General features: G+C 68.2%; 13 protein-coding genes. 2 read left to right on the top strand and 11 right to left on the bottom strand.

Translation table 11 applies throughout. From position 1 onward, the window contains the following. Position 1 precedes the first annotated feature (1 nt). On the bottom strand, positions 2-1,648 hold the full coding sequence (pgi, locus tag NGK70_RS07020; protein ID WP_251972553.1) for a glucose-6-phosphate isomerase: 1,647 nt from the start codon (positions 1,646-1,648) through the stop codon (positions 2-4). Positions 1,649-1,707: 59 nt separating this feature from the next. Then, complete coding sequence (gene tal, locus NGK70_RS07015; RefSeq protein WP_251972552.1) at positions 1,708-2,655, bottom strand: transaldolase; 948 nt, start codon at positions 2,653-2,655, stop codon at positions 1,708-1,710. A gap of 269 nt (positions 2,656-2,924) precedes the next feature. Between tal and zwf the strand changes: the two genes are divergently transcribed. Further along, positions 2,925-4,382 carry a glucose-6-phosphate dehydrogenase gene (gene zwf / locus NGK70_RS07010; RefSeq protein ID WP_251972551.1) on the top strand — a complete coding sequence of 486 codons (1,458 nt, stop codon included), beginning with the start codon at positions 2,925-2,927 and terminating at the stop codon, positions 4,380-4,382. A 106-nt stretch (positions 4,383-4,488) separates the two neighbouring features. Next, a complete protein-coding gene (locus tag NGK70_RS07005; RefSeq protein ID WP_251972550.1) occupies positions 4,489-5,343 on the top strand; it encodes a MurR/RpiR family transcriptional regulator in 855 nt (284 codons plus the stop codon). A gap of 91 nt (positions 5,344-5,434) precedes the next feature. Here NGK70_RS07005 and NGK70_RS07000 read toward each other — a convergent pair whose 3' ends face one another. The 9 genes from NGK70_RS07000 to NGK70_RS06960 all read right to left on the bottom strand — a co-directional run bounded on the left by NGK70_RS07000 (position 5,435) and on the right by NGK70_RS06960 (position 17,006). Next, complete coding sequence (locus tag NGK70_RS07000; protein WP_251972549.1) at positions 5,435-5,725, bottom strand: STAS domain-containing protein; 291 nt, start codon at positions 5,723-5,725, stop codon at positions 5,435-5,437. A gap of 10 nt (positions 5,726-5,735) precedes the next feature. Next, entirely contained in the window at positions 5,736-6,359 is a 624-nt protein-coding gene (locus tag NGK70_RS06995) for an MlaC/ttg2D family ABC transporter substrate-binding protein (protein ID WP_251972548.1), read from the bottom strand. Between the two features lie 145 nt (positions 6,360-6,504). Further along, positions 6,505-7,323, bottom strand: a complete 819-nt coding sequence (locus NGK70_RS06990) for an MlaA family lipoprotein (RefSeq protein ID WP_251972547.1) — start codon at positions 7,321-7,323, stop codon at positions 6,505-6,507. Then, positions 7,320-7,814: an outer membrane lipid asymmetry maintenance protein MlaD gene (mlaD, locus tag NGK70_RS06985; protein ID WP_251972546.1), complete on the bottom strand. Its 495-nt coding sequence runs from the start codon at positions 7,812-7,814 to the stop codon at positions 7,320-7,322. Before mlaD ends, NGK70_RS06990 begins: the two co-directional genes overlap by 4 nt. A 37-nt stretch (positions 7,815-7,851) precedes the next feature. Then, positions 7,852-8,634 carry a lipid asymmetry maintenance ABC transporter permease subunit MlaE gene (gene mlaE, locus NGK70_RS06980; protein WP_251972545.1) on the bottom strand — a complete coding sequence of 261 codons (783 nt, stop codon included), beginning with the start codon at positions 8,632-8,634 and terminating at the stop codon, positions 7,852-7,854. Further along, entirely contained in the window at positions 8,631-9,494 is an 864-nt protein-coding gene (locus NGK70_RS06975) for an ABC transporter ATP-binding protein (protein WP_428985583.1), read from the bottom strand. Before NGK70_RS06975 ends, mlaE begins: the two co-directional genes overlap by 4 nt. Positions 9,495-9,734: 240 nt before the next feature. Further along, on the bottom strand, positions 9,735-11,201 hold the full coding sequence (locus tag NGK70_RS06970; RefSeq protein ID WP_251972543.1) for a glutamate synthase subunit beta: 1,467 nt from the start codon (positions 11,199-11,201) through the stop codon (positions 9,735-9,737). Between the two features lie 125 nt (positions 11,202-11,326). Then, complete coding sequence (locus NGK70_RS06965) at positions 11,327-16,123, bottom strand: glutamate synthase-related protein (protein WP_251972542.1); 4,797 nt, start codon at positions 16,121-16,123, stop codon at positions 11,327-11,329. 169 nt (positions 16,124-16,292) lie between these two features. Continuing rightward, complete coding sequence (locus NGK70_RS06960; protein ID WP_251972541.1) at positions 16,293-17,006, bottom strand: transposase; 714 nt, start codon at positions 17,004-17,006, stop codon at positions 16,293-16,295. Positions 17,007-17,024: the final 18 nt, after the last annotated feature.

Genomic DNA, 17,024 nt, shown 5'->3' with positions numbered 1-17,024 from the left:
GTCAGTGACGCAGCCTTTGTAGCAGCGCAGCGGTGGAGCCGTCCAGCCCGGAGATGTCTCCATTGGCCAGGCGCGGCAGCAGTTGGCTGCACAGCGCCTTGCCCAACTCCACCCCCCACTGGTCGAAGCTGTTGATGCCCCACAGGGCGCCGCTGGCCCAGACGCGGTGCTCGTACAGCGCGATCAGCGCGCCCAGCGAAGCCGGGGTCAGCCGCTCCAGCACCAGCGTCGTGCTCGGCCGGTTGCCCGGGAAGGTGCGGTGGCGCGCGATGGTGAGCGCACCGAGCGACTTCGATGCGGTGGGCGCCTTCTCGCCCAGCGCCTCCTCGGTGGCCTTGCCCTGCATCAGCGCCTGGCTCTGCGCCAGGCAGTTGGCCAGCAGCTTGCGGTGCTGGTCGGCCAGGCCGGTGCGCACCGCATCAGGCAGGGGCGCCGGGCCGTACTCGGGCGTCTTGACCGCGATGAACTCCACCGGGATCACATCGGTGCCCTGGTGCAGCATCTGGAAGTAGGCGTGCTGGCCGTTGGTGCCGGCCTCGCCCCAGACCACCGGGCTGGTGCCGTAGGGCAGCGCTGCGCCATCCTGGTCCACGCACTTGCCGTTGCTCTCCATCTCCAACTGCTGCAGGTAGGCCGGCAGGCGCTTCAGGCCCTGGTGGTAGGGCGCCACCGAGCGGCTGGTGTAGCCGTGGAAATTGCGGTACCAGACGTCGAGCAGGCCGAGCTGGATCGGCAGGTTGGCCTCCAGCGGCGCACTGGCGAAGTGGCGGTCCATCGCATGGGCGCCCGCCAGCAGTGCGCGGAAGTTCTCGGCACCGATGGCCAGGGCAATCGGCAGGCCGATCGCGCTCCACAGCGAGTAGCGCCCGCCCACCCAGTCCCAGAACCCGAAGGTGGTGTGGATGCCAAAGCGCGCTGCGGCCTCGATGTTGGTGGTGGTCGCCACGAAGTGCCGGCCGATGGCCGCTTCGGCCCCCTCGCCGTAGGCCTGCAGGAACCAGGCGCGCGCCACCTCGGCGTTGGCCATGGTCTCCTGGGTGGTGAAGGTCTTGGACGCGACGATGAACAGCGTGCGGCGCGCATCGAGCCGGCGCAGCACCGGCACGATGTCGTGGCCATCGACGTTGGAGACGAAGTGGCACTGGATCTGCGGGTGCACCCAGGCGTCCAGCGCCGGCACCACCATCTGCGGGCCGAGGTCGGAGCCGCCGATGCCGATGTTGACGATGTGGCGGATGCCATCGGGCTCGCACGCGCTGGCGCGCACCGCCTCGACGAAGGCCAGCATGCGCTCCAGCACCTCGTGCACCTCCTCGCTGAAGGCCCCCTGCCCCTTCGGCGCGCGCAGCGCGGTGTGCAGCACCGCGCGGCCCTCGGTGTGGTTCACCGGCTCGCCGGCCAGCAGCGCAGCGCGGCGGGCCTCCAGCTGGCACTCGCGCGCGAGTTGCAGCAGCAGGCTGCGCGTGGTGGCGTCCCAGTGGTTCTTGCTCAGGTCGGCGTGGACCTCCGGCGCCGCCAGGCTCAGCGCCGCCGCACGACCGGGCTCCTGGGCAAAGGCCTGGCGCAGGTCGAAGGCGCGACCGGCGACATCGAAGTGGGTGGCCAGGGCAGACCAGGCGGGCGTCTGGTCACAGCGGGGGGCATGCATGGGGTTCTCCTGCAGACGGCAGCAACGAAGGGGCCAGCAAGAAGCGGACCCCTGCGGGGTCAGAGCACGCGGATCATCGCGTCGAGCTTGGCCGCATCGACGGCGAAGGCCCGGATGCCCTCGGCCAGCTTCTCGGTGGCCATGGCGTCCTCGTTGAGGGCATAGCGGAAGGCCGCCTCGTTGTAGCTCACGGCGTGGATCGGCGCGGCCTGGGCCGCCGCCGCGTCAAGCCGGCGCGGCACCGGCGCCTCGCTGGCCTGCAGCTGGGCCAGCAGCTCGGGGCTGATGGTCAGCAGGTCGCAGCCCGCCAGCGCAACGATCTGTCCGACGTTGCGGAAGCTCGCCCCCATCACCTCGGTGTCGATGCCGAACTTCTTGTAGTAGGTGTAGATCTGGCTGACCGACTTCACGCCCGGGTCGTTCTCACCGGCGTTGGCGGCCTCGTCCCAGCCGGCGCCGGCGCTTTTCCGATACCAGTCGTAGATGCGACCGACGAAGGGCGAGATCAGCCGCACACCCGCTTCACCGCAGGCCACCGCCTGGCAGAAGGCGAACAGCAGCGTCAGGTTGCAGTGGATGCCCTCGCGCTCCAGCGCCCGGGCGGCCTGGATGCCCTCCCAGGTCGCGGCGATCTTGATCAGCACGCGCTCACGCGCCACGCCCTGCGCCTCATACAGCGCGATCAACCGGTGAGCGCGGGCGATGGTCGCGGCGGTGTCGAAGCTCAGGCGGGCATCCACCTCGGTGGACACGCGACCCGGCACCACCTTGAGGATCTCGCGGCCAAAGCGCACCAGCACCTGGTCCACGATCGCCTCCAGCGGCTCGCCCCGGTGCGCCGCCACGGTCTCGGCCAGCAGCGGGGCGTAGTCGGGCTGCTGCACCGCCTTGAGGATCAGCGACGGGTTGGTCGTCGCATCCCGCGGCGCAAAGGCAGCGAGCTGCTTGAAGTTGCCGGTGTCGGCCACGACGATGGTGGACTGCTTGAGCTGATCGAGCTGGTTCATGTTGCAGGTCGGATGGCGCAGAAGGAATTTCCGGCCAACCGGAAGGAGGTCGGCCATGCCCCGATTAGAACCCGTTCAGGCGGTGCTTTTGCGTCAAGCGGGTTACAAGGGCTGCACCCCCGTGGCAGCTGCACGGCGCATGGATGCTCCTGCCAACGGTTGACGCGCGCAAGAAACTGAATCATCATAAAGTCAGTAACTAAGTTACATCGTCGCCGCGCCCCGAGGCCCGCGCGATGCCCACAGCGACCCCCACTGCAGGCCCCTCTATGTCCTTCGACCTCGTCTTCTTCGGCGGCACCGGCGACCTCACCTGGCGCAAGCTCATGCCGGCGCTGTTCCAGGCCTTCCGCCACGGCAAGCTGCCCGCGGGCGGACGCATCCTCGCGGTGGCTCGGGAAGAACGCAGCGACGCGGACTACCGCCAGTTCATCGCCGAGCGCTTTGCCGAGGTCGACCGCTCCAAGCAGCCGAGCGCGGAGGAGTTCGCCCGTTTCGCCGAGCTGCTGCACTACCGCCGCATGGACTTGGCGCAGCCGGACGACTACGCCGGCCTGGCCGACTGCCTGCGCGAGCGGGGCGCCGACACCGTGGTGCTCTACCTGGCCACCAGCCCGCACCTCTTCCCGGTGATCTGCGAGCAGCTCGGCCGCGCCGGGCTGAACGCGCCGCACGTGCGCGTGGTGCTGGAAAAGCCGCTCGGCCACGACCTGGCCAGCGCGCAGGAGATCAACCGCGTGGTGCGCTCGGTCTTCACCGAGAACCAGGCGCTGCGCATCGACCACTACCTGGGCAAGCCCTCGGTGCAGAACCTGTCGGCGCTGCGCTTTGCCAACGCCCTGTTCGAGCCGCTGTGGCGGCGCGAGAGCATCGCCAACATCCAGATCACCCTGGCCGAGAGCCTGGGCGTGGGCACGCGCGGTGACTTCTACGACCGCACCGGCGCGCTGCGCGACATGATCCAGAACCACGCGCTGCAGCTGCTGACGATGATCGCGATGGAGCCGCCCGCCACTGGCGACGCCGATGCGATCCGCGACGAGAAGCTCAAGGTGCTGAAGTCGCTCAGGCCCTTCACGCCCGAGTCGGTGGCGCGCGACGTGCTGCGCGGCCAGTACCGCGCCGGCAACATCGGCGGCCAACCGGTGCCAGGCTACCTGGACGAGCAGAAGGTGCCCCCCGGCAGCCACTGCGAGACCTTCGTGGCGCTGCGAACCGAGGTGCAGAACTGGCGCTGGGCGGGCGTGCCTTTCTACCTGCGCACCGGCAAGCGGCTGGCGGCGCGCGATGCGCAGATCGTCGTCAACTTCCGCCCGGTGCCGCACCCGATCTTCCCGGGCGCGCACCGCGCCAACCAGCTGGTGATCAAGCTGCAGCCGGAGGACGGCCTGGAGCTGCGCCTGCTGGCCGCCAAGGGCAGCGGGGTGGGCGAGTCGCTCGCGCCGGTGTCGCTGGACCTGGACTTCGACCGCGCCTTCCCGTCCGAGCGCGTGGGCGCCTACGAGCGCCTGCTGCTGGACGCGATCGCCGGGCGGCTCAACCTCTTTGTGCGCAGCGACGAGCAGGAGCAGGCCTGGCGGTGGGTGGAGCCGATCCTGGACGCCTGGTCGCGCGAGCGCGAGCAGCACGGCGAGGGCCCGCGTGGCTACGCCGCCGGCACCTGGGGCCCGGCCGCCGCGAGCGCCCTGGTGGCCCGCGACGGCAACGCCTGGAGCGAGGAGCAATGAGATGCCGCTGATGGGTTGGCCCACCGATCGGCTACGCTCAGGACCTGCCGCGCGGCGGTCCGTCGTGCAGCCGCAGCGGGGCGCGCCCGCCTCCGATGGAATGTCCATGCTCGATCGCATCCGCGCCTCCCTGCCCGCCCTGTCCCCGGCCGAACAGCGTGTCGGCCGGCTGGTGCTGGCCGACCCGCGCAGCTTCGCCAGCCTCCCGGTGGCCGAACTGTCGGAACGCGCCCACGTCAGCAAGCCCACCGTGGTGCGCTTCTGCCGCAGCGTGGGCTACGACGGCCTGGCCGACTTCAAGCTGAAGCTGGCCGGCACGGTCAACGAGGGCGTGCCCTTCGTGCACCGCGCGGTGGACGAGGACGACAAGCCGGCCGACGTGGTCGTCAAGGTGATCGACAACGCCGTCAGCGCCCTGCTCAAGTACCGCAACAACGCCGGTGGGCACATGGTCGAGCAGGCCATCGACGCGCTGGCTGGCGCGGTGCAACAGGGCCGGCGCGTCGAGTTCTACGGCGTGGGCAACTCGGGCATCGTCGCGCAGGATGCGCAGCACAAGTTCTTCCGCCTCGGCGCCCACGCGGTCGCCTACAGCGACGGCCACATGCAGCTGATGGCCGCCACCATGCTCGGCCCGGGCGACTGCGTGGTGATCGTCTCCAACGCCGGGCGCAGCCGCGACCTGATCGACGCGGCTGAAGTGGCCCACCGCAAGGGTGCCACCACCATTGCCATCACCTCCGGCGGCACGCCGCTGGCCCAGCAGTGCCAGATCGTGCTGGCCGTGGACCATCCGGAGGACTACGACCGCTACAGCCCGATGGTCAGCCGCATCCTGCACCTGGTGATGATCGACATCCTCACCACCGCGGTGGCCCTGCGCCTGGGCCCGGACCTGCGCCCGCGCCTGCAGGAGATCAAGAAGAACCTGAAGGCCAAGCGCTACGTCACCACGGCCTGACCACGCGTGCAGTCGTCGCACCGTGGCAGCGATGAAAAAGGCCCGCAGATGCGGGCCTTTGTGCTTCCTGGGTCGACCGAGGTCGGCCCGGTCAGGTGGCCGCAGGCGCGGCTTCCAGATCGAGCAACTCCAGCACCCCGTAGACCTTGGCCAGCTGCTGCAGCCGCGCCGGCACCGCGTTCAGGCGGCAGGCACGGCCGAGGCTGGCCGCGTGGCGCAACAGGCCGAGCAGCACCACCAAGGCGCTGGAGTCGTACTGCTGCATCGGCGTGGCGTCGATGACCAGCGGCCCCCCCGCAGGCTGGCTGCCCAGCGCAGCCTGGAGCTGCGCCAAGGTAGCCGCGGCCTCCCGGTGGGTCAGGCGTTCAGGCAGGGACAGCATGGCTTGCCTCTCAGCCCTTGGTCGGGGCAGCGCCCTTGTTCTTCTCGGCGAGCTTGGTGATCAGCCCGTCGATGCCGGAGGCGCCGATCTCCTGCGCAAAGCTGGCGCGGTAGTTCTCGACCAGCCAGACGCCGAGCACGTTGACGTCATAGATGCGCCAGGTCTCACCGGCCTTCTCCATGCGGTAGTCGAGCTGGATCGGCTCACCCTTGCCCTTGACCTCGCTGCGCACGATGACTTCCGTGTCCTCGGGCTTGGAGCGCATCGGCTTCATCTCGACGACCTGGTCCTTCACCTGCGTGAGCGCGCCGGAGTAGGTACGCACCAGCAGCAGCTTGAATTCATCCTGCAGGCGGGTCTTCTGCTCGGGCGTGGCCTGGCGCCAGTAGCGGCCGACGGCCGAAGCCGTCATGCGCTGGAAATTCACGTGCGGCAGGATCTTGGCATCCACCAGCGCCATGATGGGCTTCACGTCGCCCGACTGGATGGCCTTGTCGGCCTTGACCGCCTCGATGACCTCGCCGGACACCTTCTTGATCAGCGCCTCGGGCGCCACGGCCTCGGCCGCAGCCCACTGGGTGGCGGCCGCAGTCAGGGTGGCGGCGATCACGCGGATCCAGGAACGTCTCATCATCTCGAACAACCTTTCTTGTGTGCCTTGCGGCGACTCGCTGCGATCCGCCCGGGAAGGGCAGGCCGCGCTCCAACAACGCATCATCACGCCCAGCGGTGCACAGCGCGTTGCCACGCTGCGTAAGATCTGCCGCAGCGCCTTCGGTTCACTTCGACGCTGCCGAGGCCGCAGGTGCCGGCGCGGAAGCCGGACGGTCCGGGGCGGAAGCCGGCTCCGCTGGCGCCTCGGGCTCGTCCCAGCGTTCCTCGGGTTGAGCGTCGTCAGGCGGATTGCCGTCGTAGACCAGGCTGCGCCGGCGCTGCAGGTAGAAATCACGCACCGACACGTAGGGATCCAGCGCCACATCGCCCAGCAGCCGGGACGCCTGCAGCAGGTTGGCGCGCGTGTTGACGACCCTCACCCCGGTCAGCGAGTAGCGCAGCGCCTCGGGGGACACCCAGGTCTCCGGCGTGAGCTGCATCTCCAGTGGCAGCCCCACGGAGTCACGCAGCGACGACGGGCCGAGGATGGGCCAGACGATGTAGGCGCCCGGCCCGACGCCCCACTTGCCCAGGGTCTGGCCAAAATCCTCGCCGTGGCGCTCCAGGCCCAGGGGCGTCGCCACATCGAACAACCCCAGCACACCGAACACCGAGTTGGTACCGAAGCGCAGCAGGTCCGACAGGCCGTCGGCCGGCCGGCCCTGCAGCACCAGGTTCACCGCCGACCAGGCGTCCTGGATGTTGGCGAAGAAGTTGGTCGTCGCCGTGCGCACCGGCTCGGGCACCCGGTCGCGGTAGACCGTGGCCACGGGCCTGATCACGGCCACGTCGACCGCATCGTTGAAGGCATAGACCTTGCGGTTCCAGGGTTCCAGCGGATCGGGCCGCTGCGCCGTGGCACAGGCACCCAGCGTCAATGCCAGCACGACACAGGCCGCGAGGCGCGCCAATGGCCGCCCCGCCGCAGCTGGGGCCGGAGTCACGGCTTCTTGGCGGCGTCGGCACCGCCCGTACCGCCCGCATCGGCCGCCTTGTTGAACAGGAACTGGCTGATGAGGTTCTCCAGCACCACGGCCGACTGGGTCTGCGTGATGACGTCGCCGGCGACCAGGTTCTTCTCGTCGCCGCCCGGCTCCAGGCCGATGTACTGGTCACCCAGCAGGCCGGCGGTCAGGATCTTGGCCGAGGTGTCCTTGGGGAATTCGTAGCTGCGCTGCACTTCCAGGCTGACCACCCCCTGGAAAGTCTTTGCATCCAGGCTGATCGAGGTCACGCGGCCCACCACCACGCCGGCCGAGCGCACCGGCGCGCGGGCCTTCAGGCCGCCGATGTTGTCGAAGCGCGCCGTCAGCGCATAGGTCGCACCGTTGGAGAAGCTCGTCAGGTTGGCGGCCTTCAACGAGACGAAGACCAGTGCGGCCAGGCCGAGCACCACGAAGAGGCCGACCAGCATTTCGAGATTGCGTTTGGACATGGAAAGGGGTTCCCTCGTTCAATGGGCCGCCGCGGCTTCAGCGCGGCGCCGAGAACATCAATGCGGTGAGGATGAAGTCCGACCCCAGCACCGCCAGCGACGAAATCACCACTGTGCGTGTGGTGGCATAGGCGACCCCTTCGGGCGTCGCCTCGGTCTCATAGCCCTGGTACAGGGCGACGGCCGTGCAGATCACGCCGAAGACTGCGCTCTTGACCACGCCGTTGCCGACGTCGCGCCAGACGTCGACCGCGTTCTGCTGGATGGACCAGAAGTTGCCGGCGTCGATGCCGATCAGCCCCACCGCCACCAGCCAGGCACCGAGGATGCCGATGGCGGAGAACAGGATGGCCAGCAGCGGCATCGAGATGATGCCCGCCAGGAAGCGCGGCGCCAGCACGCGCTGGCGCGGGTCGATCGCCATCAGCTCCAGCGCAGCGATCTGCTCGCCGGCCTTCATCAGGCCGATCTCGGCGGTCAGCGAGGTCCCGGCACGCCCGGCAAAGAGCAGCGCCGTCACCACCGGGCCCAGCTCGCGCACCAGCGAGAGGTTGACCACCAGGCCAAGCGACTCCGCCGCGCCGAAGGTGATCAGCGTGTTGTAGAGCTGCAGCGCCAGCACGAAGCCCACGGCCATGCCCGAGGCCAGGATGATCAGCAGCGAGCGGTTGCCGATGGCGTGGATCTGCACCACCACCAGAGAGAAGCGCCGCAGCGACGCCGGCAGTGCGGCCAGCAGATCGACGAAGAAAATCGCCGCGCGGCCCCAGCCGCCCAGCATGGCCAGCGCGCGCGCACCGATGAGAGCCAGCCAGTTCATCGCGCCCCTCCTGCCGCCGCCTTGCCGCGGGCCAGGCCGGTCATGCTGGTCATGCCGAAATCCTCGGCGATGTCAGGCGCCGGGTAGTGGAACTTGACCGGGCCGTCCGGCTCGCCACGCACGAACTGGCGGACTTCAGGGTCGGTGGAGTTCATCAGTTCCTCGGGCGTGCCCTGGGCGACGAGGCGCCCGCCCCCGGCCATCAACACCACCCAGTCGGAAATGGCCATGCACTCGGGCACGTCGTGCGAGATCACCAGCGAGGTGGCGCCGGTGACATCGTTGAGCGTGCGGATCAGCTTGGCAGCCACGCCCATGCTGATCAGGTCCAGCCCGGCAAAGGGCTCGTCGTACATGATCAGCTCCGGGTCGAGCGCGATGGCCCGCGCCAGTGCGACGCGCCGCGCCATGCCGCCCGACACCTCGCTGATCTTCAGCGGCGCCGCCCCGCGCAGGCCGACCGCGTTGAGCTTCATCAGCACGATGTCGTGGATCATGCCCTCGGGCAGGTCGGTCATCTCCCGCAGCGGGAAGGCGACGTTGTCGTACACCGTCAGGTCGGTGAACAACGCCCCGAACTGGAACAGCATGCCCAGGCGCCGACGCAGCCGGTAGAGCTGGGCACGGTCGCGCACGTCGATGACCTCGCCGTCGAAGACGACGCGGCCCGCATTGGCCGCGTGCACCCCGCCGATCAGGCGCAGCAGCGTGGTCTTGCCGCAGCCCGAGTTGCCAAGCACGGCGGTCACCTTGCCGCGCATGAAGCGCAGGCTCAGGTCGTTGAGGATCAACCGGCTGCTGTCATAGCCAAAGCTGACATGGTCGATCTCGATCAGGGCGTCGGAACTCAAGGGCCACACGCCGGGACTGCGTCAGAGGAACGGGCCTTGGCCCGGACCCGACCTCGCCCGGCCGGAGTTGGAAATGAGGACAATTCTCGCACGTACCCTGTAACCATCAGGGTCAGTACTGATTCCGCCGGGTAAAGGGCACCGGAGCCGGTTTACCGGCAGCAGGGCTGTAAATGCCACAGGCCGCCCGCAGGCGGCCTGTACATCGACGCCGCAAACCGCTGTACCGGCGTACCGCGACCCGCAGCGTCAGCGCGGCAGCGTGGTCGAGCCCATCAGGAACTCGTCCACCGCGCGGGCGGCCTGGCGGCCTTCGCGGATCGCCCAGACCACCAGCGACTGGCCGCGGCGCATGTCACCGGCGGCAAAGACCTTGTCGGCGCTGGTGCGGTAGCCGCCGTCGGCCTCGGTGGTGGCCCGGGCATTGCCGCGCACATCCTTGTCGACGCCGAAGGCCTCCAGCACGGTCGCCACCGGGTTGACGAAGCCCATCGCCAGCAGCACCAGATCGGCCTTCCAGATCTTCTCGGTGCCCGGCACCTCGACCATCTTGCCGTCCTTGAACTCGATCTGCGCGGTCTTCAGGCCGGTGACACGGCCGTTCTCGCCGATGAACTCCTTGGTGGAGATGGCGAACTCGCGCTGGCAGCCTTCCTCGTGGCTGGAGGAGGTACGCAGCTTGATCGGCCAGTAGGGCCAGACCAGCGGCCGGTTCTCCTGCTCCGGCGGCATCGGCATCACCTCGAACTGGGTGACGCTGGCGGCGCCGTGGCGGTTGGAGGTGCCCACGCAATCGCTGCCGGTGTCGCCACCGCCGATCACGATGACGTGCTTGCCGTCGGCGCGGATGGCGTCCTTGATCTTGCCGCCGTGGTTCACGCGGTTCTGCTGCGGCAGCAGCTCCATCGCGAAGTGGATGCCCGCCAGGTCGCGACCCGGCACCGGCAGGTCACGACTCTGCTCGGAGCCGCCGGTCAGCAGCACCGCATCGAACTCGGCACGCAGCTCGGCGGCGCTGACCTTTTCCTTGGCCCAGTTGGTGACCTTGCTTCCCTTGGGCATCTCGCCGACCAGGGTGTTGGTGCGGAACACCACGCCCTCGGCCTCCAGCTGCTTCATACGGCGGTCGATGTGGGCCTTGTCCAGCTTGAAGTCGGGGATGCCGTAGCGCAGCAGGCCGCCGACGCGGTCGTTCTTCTCGAACACCGTCACGGCATGGCCGGCACGCGCGAGCTGCTGGGCCGCGGCCAAGCCGGCCGGGCCGCCACCGACGATGGCGACCTTCTTGCCCGTCTTCACGGCGGCCGGCTGGGGCTTGACCCAGCCTTCCTCCCAAGCGCGGTCGATGATCGCGTGCTCGATGGACTTGATGCCCACGGCGTCACCGTTGACATTGATCACGCAGGCCGCCTCGCAGGGAGCGGGGCAGATGCGGCCGGTGAACTCGGGGAAGTTGTTGGTGCTGTGCAGCACGCGGACCGCGTTGGCCCAGTCGCCCCGGTACACCAGATCATTGAAGTCAGGGATGATGTTGTTGACCGGGCAGCCGTTGCTGCAGAAGGGGGTGCCGCAATCCATGCAGCGCGCGCCCTGGATCTTCGCCTCGTCGGCGCTTAGGCCGATGACGAATTCCTTGTAGTTCTTCAGGCGTTTGTCGACCGGCTCGTAGCCCTCCTCGAGGCGCTCGTATTCCAGGAAACCTGTGACCTTGCCCATGATGCTCTGACTCTCTCTTCAGCGTATTCGGTGGAGGGCGATCGGCATCCAGGCGCCGGGCCGCCCCAAGCCTGGATGCCAACCCCTCGGGGGTCGCTGCGGTACGCCGCAGCGGGGGCTGACGTTTACTTGGCAGCGACCTTCTTGCCGCCCTTCTTGGCGTCGCCGGACTCGCCCTTGGCTCGGGCGATGGTTTCGTCGGCTTCCTTGACGGCGTTCATCTCGCCCAGCGCGCGACGGTACTCGTGCGGGAAGACCTTGACGAACTTGCCGCGCGCCTCGCTCCAGTTGTCGAGGATGTCGCGGGCCCGCAGCGAGCCGGTCCAGCGGTGGTGGTCCTCGATCAGCTTGCGTAGCAGGGCCTCGTCGGTCTGGCCCTTGTGCCAGATCGGCAGCTCGACGGTCTTCTCCTGCTCGGCGGCGCTGAGCACCTTCTCCAGGGCGACCTGGGCGGTGTTGCAGCGCCCGGCGAACTGGCCATCCTCGTCGTAGACGTAGGCGATGCCGCCGGACATGCCGGCCGCGAAGTTGCGCCCGGTCCGGCCGAGCACCACCGCGGTGCCGCCGGTCATGTACTCGCAGCCGTGGTCGCCGGTGCCCTCGACCACCGTGGTGGCGCCGGACAGGCGCACCGCGAAGCGCTCGCCCGCCACGCCGCGGAAGAAGGCCTCGCCGCTGGTGGCGCCGAACAGCACCGTGTTGCCGACGATGATGTTCTTGCCCGCGTCACCGCGGAACTCGATCGACGGCCGCACCGCGATGCGCCCGCCCGACAGGCCCTTGCCGGTGTAGTCGTTGGCCTCGCCGATCAGGTAGAAGGTGATGCCCGGGGCCAGGAAGGCACCAAAGCTCTGGCCGCCCGTGCCTTCCATCTGGATGAAGATGGTCTGGTCGGGCAGGCCTTCGGGGCGGTGCTTGATCAGCTCGCCCGAGAGCATCGCGCCCACCGAGCGGTTGACGTTGCGCACGTCCTCCATGAACTGGACCTTCTCGCCGCGCACGATGGCCGGCTGGCACTTCTCGATCAGCTTCTGGTCGAGCGCACGGTCGAGGCCGTGGTCCTGGTTGGCCACATGCAGGCGCGGCACCTCGGCGGGGACCACCGGCTGGTGGAACACCTTGCTGAAGTCCAGCCCGCGGGCCTTCCAGTGGCTGATGGCCTTCTTGGTGTCGAGCAGGTCCGAGCGGCCGATCAGCTCGTTGAAGGTGCGGATGCCCAGCTGCGCCATGATCTGGCGCGCTTCCTCGGCGACGAAGAAAAAGTAGTTCACCACGTGCTCAGGTCGGCCCGAGAACTTGGCGCGCAGCACCGGGTCCTGCGTGGCCACGCCCACCGGGCAGGTGTTCAGGTGGCACTTGCGCATCATGATGCAGCCCTCGACCACCAGCGGTGCGGTGGCGAAGCCGAACTCGTCGGCGCCCAGCAGGCCGCCGATGACCACGTCACGGCCGGTCTTCATCTGGCCGTCGGCCTGCACGCGGATGCGACCGCGCAGGCGGTTGATCACCAGGGTCTGCTGCGTCTCGGCCAGGCCCAACTCCCACGGCGTGCCGCAGTGCTTGATCGACGACCAGGGCGAGGCGCCCGTGCCGCCGTCGTGGCCGGCGATCACCACGTGGTCGGCCTTGCACTTGGCCACGCCCGCGGCCACGGTGCCCACGCCCACCTCGGACACCAGCTTGACGCTGATGTCCGCGCGCGGGTTGGCGTTCTTCAGGTCGTGGATCAGCTGCGCCAGGTCCTCGATCGAATAGATGTCGTGGTGCGGCGGCGGGGAGATCAGGCCCACGCCCGGCACCGAGTAGCGCAGGAAGCCGATGTACTCGCTCACCTTGCCGCCCGGCAACTGGCCACCCTCGCCCGGCTTGGCGCCCTGGGCCATCTTGATCTGGATCTGGTCGGCCGAGACCAGGTACTCGGTCGTGACGCCGAAGCGGCCCGAGGCGACCTGCTTGATCTTCGAACGCAGGCTGTCGCCGTCCTTCATGACGTAGTCGGCCGCGATCACCTTGGCGCCGATGACGTCGGACACCTTGGTGCCCTCGGTGATCCGGATGCCCTTGAGCTCGTTGCGGTAACGCGCCGGGTCCTCACCGCCTTCACCGGTGTTGGACTTGCCGCCGATGCGGTTCATCGCAATCGCCAGGGTCGAATGCGCCTCGGTGGAGATCGAGCCCAGCGACATCGCTCCGGTGGCGAAGCGCTTGACGATCTCGGCGGCCGGCTCGACCTCCTCGACCGGGATCGCCTTGGACGGATCGATCTTGAACTCGAACAGGCCACGCAGGGTCAGGTGGCGCTTGTTCTGGTCGTTGATGATCTGGGCGTATTCCTTGTAGGTGTCGAACTTGCCCGAACGCGTGCTGTGCTGCAGCTTCGCGATCGCGTCCGGCGTCCACATGTGCTCTTCGCCGCGGTTGCGCCAGGCGTACTCGCCGCCGGCGTCCAGCATGCCCTCGAGCACCGGGTCGCTGCCAAAGGCGGCGCGGTGGTTGCGGATCGCCTCCTCGGCCACCTCGAACACGCCGATGCCCTCGACCTGCGTGGGCGTGCCGCGGAAGTACTTCTTGACCAGTTCCTTGTTCAGGCCGATGGCCTCGAAGATCTGGGCGCCGCAGTACGACATGTACGTGCTGATGCCCATCTTGGACATGATCTTCGACAGGCCCTTGCCAATGGCCTTGACGTAGTTGTAGACCGCCTTCTCGGCCGACAGGTTGCCCGGCAGCTCCCGGTGCATCTCGACCAGGGTTTCCATGGCGAGATAGGGGTGCACGGCCTCCGCGCCGTAGCCGGCCAGCACGGCGAAGTGGTGCACCTCGCGGGCCGAGCCGGTCTCGACCACCAGGCCGGCGGTGGTGCGCAGTCCCTCGCGCACCAGGTGGTGGTGGATGGCCGACAGCGCCAGCAGCGCGGGAATCGCCACCAAATCGCGGTCCATCCAGCGGTCGGTGATGATGAGGATGTTGTGGCCGCTCTTGATCGCGTCCACGGCTTCGGCGCACAGCGACGCCAGCTTGGCCTCGACCCCTTCGTGGCCCCAGGCCAGCGGGTAGACGATGTTCAGCTCGTAGGGCTTGAACTTGCCGCTGGTGTGCTGCTCGATGGCGCGCAGGCGGGCCATGTCCTCGAAGTCGAGGATGGGCTGCTGCACCTCGAGGCGCATCGGCGGGTTGACCGCGTTGATGTCCAGCAGGTTCGGCTTCGGGCCGATGAAGCTCTCCAGCGACATCACGATGGCTTCGCGGATCGGGTCGATCGGCGGGTTCGTGACCTGGGCGAACAGCTGTTTGAAGTAGTTGTACAGCGGCTTGTTCTTGTCCGACAGCACCGCCAGCGGGCTGTCGTTGCCCATCGAGCCGATGCCCTCCTCGCCGTTGACGGCCATCGGCGCCATCAGGAACTTGATGTCTTCCTGTGTGTAGCCGAAGGCCTGCTGGCGATCCAGCAGCGACTCGCCCGAGGCGGGCGGCACGGCATTGCCGGCCGGAATCGCCTCCAGCTTGATGCGCACGTTCTCGATCCACTGCCGGTAGGGTTTGGCCTGCGCGTACTGGTTCTTCAGCTCTTCATCGTCAACGATGCGGCCCTGCTCCAGGTCGATCAGGAACATCTTGCCCGGCTGCAGGCGCCACTTCTTGACGATCTTGCTCTCGGGGATCGGCAGCGTGCCCGACTCGGAGGCCATCACCACCAGGTCGTCATCGGTGACGATGTAGCGCGCCGGGCGCAGGCCGTTGCGGTCCAGCGTGGCGCCGATCTGCTTGCCATCGGTGAACACCATCGCTGCCGGGCCGTCCCAGGGCTCCAGCATCGCGGCGTGGTACTCGTAGAAGGCGCGGCGGCGCTCGTCCATCAGCGTGTGCTGCTCCCAGGCCTCCGGGATCATCATCATCGCCGCGTGCGCCAGCGGGTAGCCCGCCATCGTCAGCAGTTCGAGCGTGTTGTCGAAGGTGGCGGTGTCGGACTGGCCGAAGAAGCTGATCGGGTAGAGCTTCTGCAGGTCCTCGCCCAGCACCGGCGACTTCATGACGCCCTGGCGGGCGCGCATCCAGTTGAAGTTGCCCTTGACGGTGTTGATCTCGCCGTTGTGGGCCACCATCCGGTACGGGTGCGCCAGCGGCCACTCGGGGAAGGTGTTGGTCGAGAAGCGCTGGTGCACCAGCGCCAAGGCGGAGACGCAGCTCTCGTCGCGCAGGTCCAGGTAGTACGTGCCGACCTGGTCGGCCAGCAGCAGGCCCTTGTAGATGATCGTGCGGCAGCTCATGCTGGGCACGTAGTACTCGCGGCTGTGCGTGAGCTTGAGCTTCATGATCGCCGCCGACGCCGTCTTGCGGATCACGTACAGCTTGCGCTCCAGCGCATCGGGCACGATCACGTCGGCGCCACGGCCGATGAAGACCTGGCGGATCACCGGCTCCTTGGCGCGCACCGTGGGCGACATCGGCATGTCGCGGTCCACCGGCACGTCGCGCCAGCCCAGCAGCACCTGGCCCTCGGCCTTGATCGCGCGCTCGACTTCCTGCTCGCAGGCCAGGCGGCTGGCGTGCTCCTTGGGCAGGAAGATCATGCCCACGCCGTACTCGCCCGGGGGCGGCAGCGTGACGCCCTGCAGGGCCATCTGGGCGCGGAAGTACTCGTCAGGAATCTGGATCAGGATGCCCGCGCCGTCGCCCATCAGCGCATCGGCCCCCACCGCACCGCGGTGGTCCAGGTTCTCCAGGATCTTCAGGCCCTGCTCGACGATCGAGTGCGCCTTCTGACCCTTGATGTGGGCAACGAAGCCCACACCACAGGCGTCGTGCTCGTTGACCGGGTCGTACAGACCCTGGGGACCCGGGGCGTGGACCTGGATCGTGGCTTCGTCGTTCAGGACCTGGAAGGATTCGTGGGACAGCGGTCCCGAGGCGGCCTGCGTCATGGCGCACTCCTGCAAATGGCGGAAAACCCTGGCAATTTACTGCACTGCGGCAAAGTGCTCAAGAAAAACAAAACGGGGTCAGACTCGGATTAAAACTCGCCTATCAACTTTGATTTATTTATTAGGGACAGTCTTATGGATCAATGATCAGCAGATGCACCAACTCGGGTCACCCCAAGAAGCCACCGCCCTGATCCAGTGCCTTGCGTGGCCGCCCCCTTGGGCGGGGCTGCAACGGCCGCTCGGTGCGGGCGCCAAGGGAAGCAATGAACGCGCCTGATCCGAAGACCCAGCCCTTGTGAACGGCGCCCAACAGCGGAACCAGCACCCCGGACGGCAGCGGCTCGTCGAGCAGGCGCAGCCAGGCCAGCTCGCGTTCGAAGGGCGTGTTGCCCAAGGACCAATACAGCGGTGGGTCACTCAGCCAGCCCACCCGGCCGCGGCCACTGTGGTGCGCCGCACTGGACCAGGGCCAGTCGACGGCCTCGGCCACCAGACCCGCGCGCTGCGGCGCCTGCTCGATGCAGCGCATCGCGTCGAGCAGGTAAGCCCTCGGATCCAGCACCGTGGCGCGAAAGCGCCCATCCCACAAGGTCCCGCTGCGCCCGTGGCGTCGGTTGAACGCCGCACCGTAGCGCCGCCCGAGCGACTGCAGCATCCGGCTCAGCGACTCGGCGCCCGGCGGCTCGACCAGCAAGTGCACCTGATCGTCGAGCAGACAGTAGGCCAGCACCGCCACCTTCTGGGTGGCAGCGGACTCGGCCAGCGCCGCCAGGTAGGCACGGCGATCCTCGTCGTCCAGGAAGACAGCCTGCAGGTTATGGCCCCGCTGCACCAAGTAGTGCGGGAGGCCTGGAACGGCAAGGCGAGGCAGACGAGCCATCGATCAGATCAAGCGTGC

Source organism: Sphaerotilus microaerophilus (assembly GCF_023734135.1).
Taxonomy (GTDB): Bacteria; Pseudomonadota; Gammaproteobacteria; order Burkholderiales; family Burkholderiaceae_C; genus Sphaerotilus; species Sphaerotilus microaerophilus.
Note: the sequence above shows the minus strand (reverse complement) of the source record. Positions and strands in the feature narration are given on the sequence as shown.

Coding starts and splice junctions, on each gene's coding strand:
- zwf (WP_251972551.1), top strand. CDS start 2,925: ATGTCCTTCGACCTCGTCTTCTTCGGCGGCACCGGCGACCTCACCTGG.
- mlaE (WP_251972545.1), bottom strand. CDS start 8,634: ATGAACTGGCTGGCTCTCATCGGTGCGCGCGCGCTGGCCATGCTGGGC.
- NGK70_RS06960 (WP_251972541.1), bottom strand. CDS start 17,006: ATGGCTCGTCTGCCTCGCCTTGCCGTTCCAGGCCTCCCGCACTACTTG.
- NGK70_RS07005 (WP_251972550.1), top strand. CDS start 4,489: ATGCTCGATCGCATCCGCGCCTCCCTGCCCGCCCTGTCCCCGGCCGAA.
- NGK70_RS06970 (WP_251972543.1), bottom strand. CDS start 11,201: ATGGGCAAGGTCACAGGTTTCCTGGAATACGAGCGCCTCGAGGAGGGC.
- tal (WP_251972552.1), bottom strand. CDS start 2,655: ATGAACCAGCTCGATCAGCTCAAGCAGTCCACCATCGTCGTGGCCGAC.
- NGK70_RS06965 (WP_251972542.1), bottom strand. CDS start 16,123: ATGACGCAGGCCGCCTCGGGACCGCTGTCCCACGAATCCTTCCAGGTC.
- mlaD (WP_251972546.1), bottom strand. CDS start 7,814: ATGTCCAAACGCAATCTCGAAATGCTGGTCGGCCTCTTCGTGGTGCTC.
- NGK70_RS07000 (WP_251972549.1), bottom strand. CDS start 5,725: ATGCTGTCCCTGCCTGAACGCCTGACCCACCGGGAGGCCGCGGCTACC.
- NGK70_RS06995 (WP_251972548.1), bottom strand. CDS start 6,359: ATGATGAGACGTTCCTGGATCCGCGTGATCGCCGCCACCCTGACTGCG.
- pgi (WP_251972553.1), bottom strand. CDS start 1,648: ATGCATGCCCCCCGCTGTGACCAGACGCCCGCCTGGTCTGCCCTGGCC.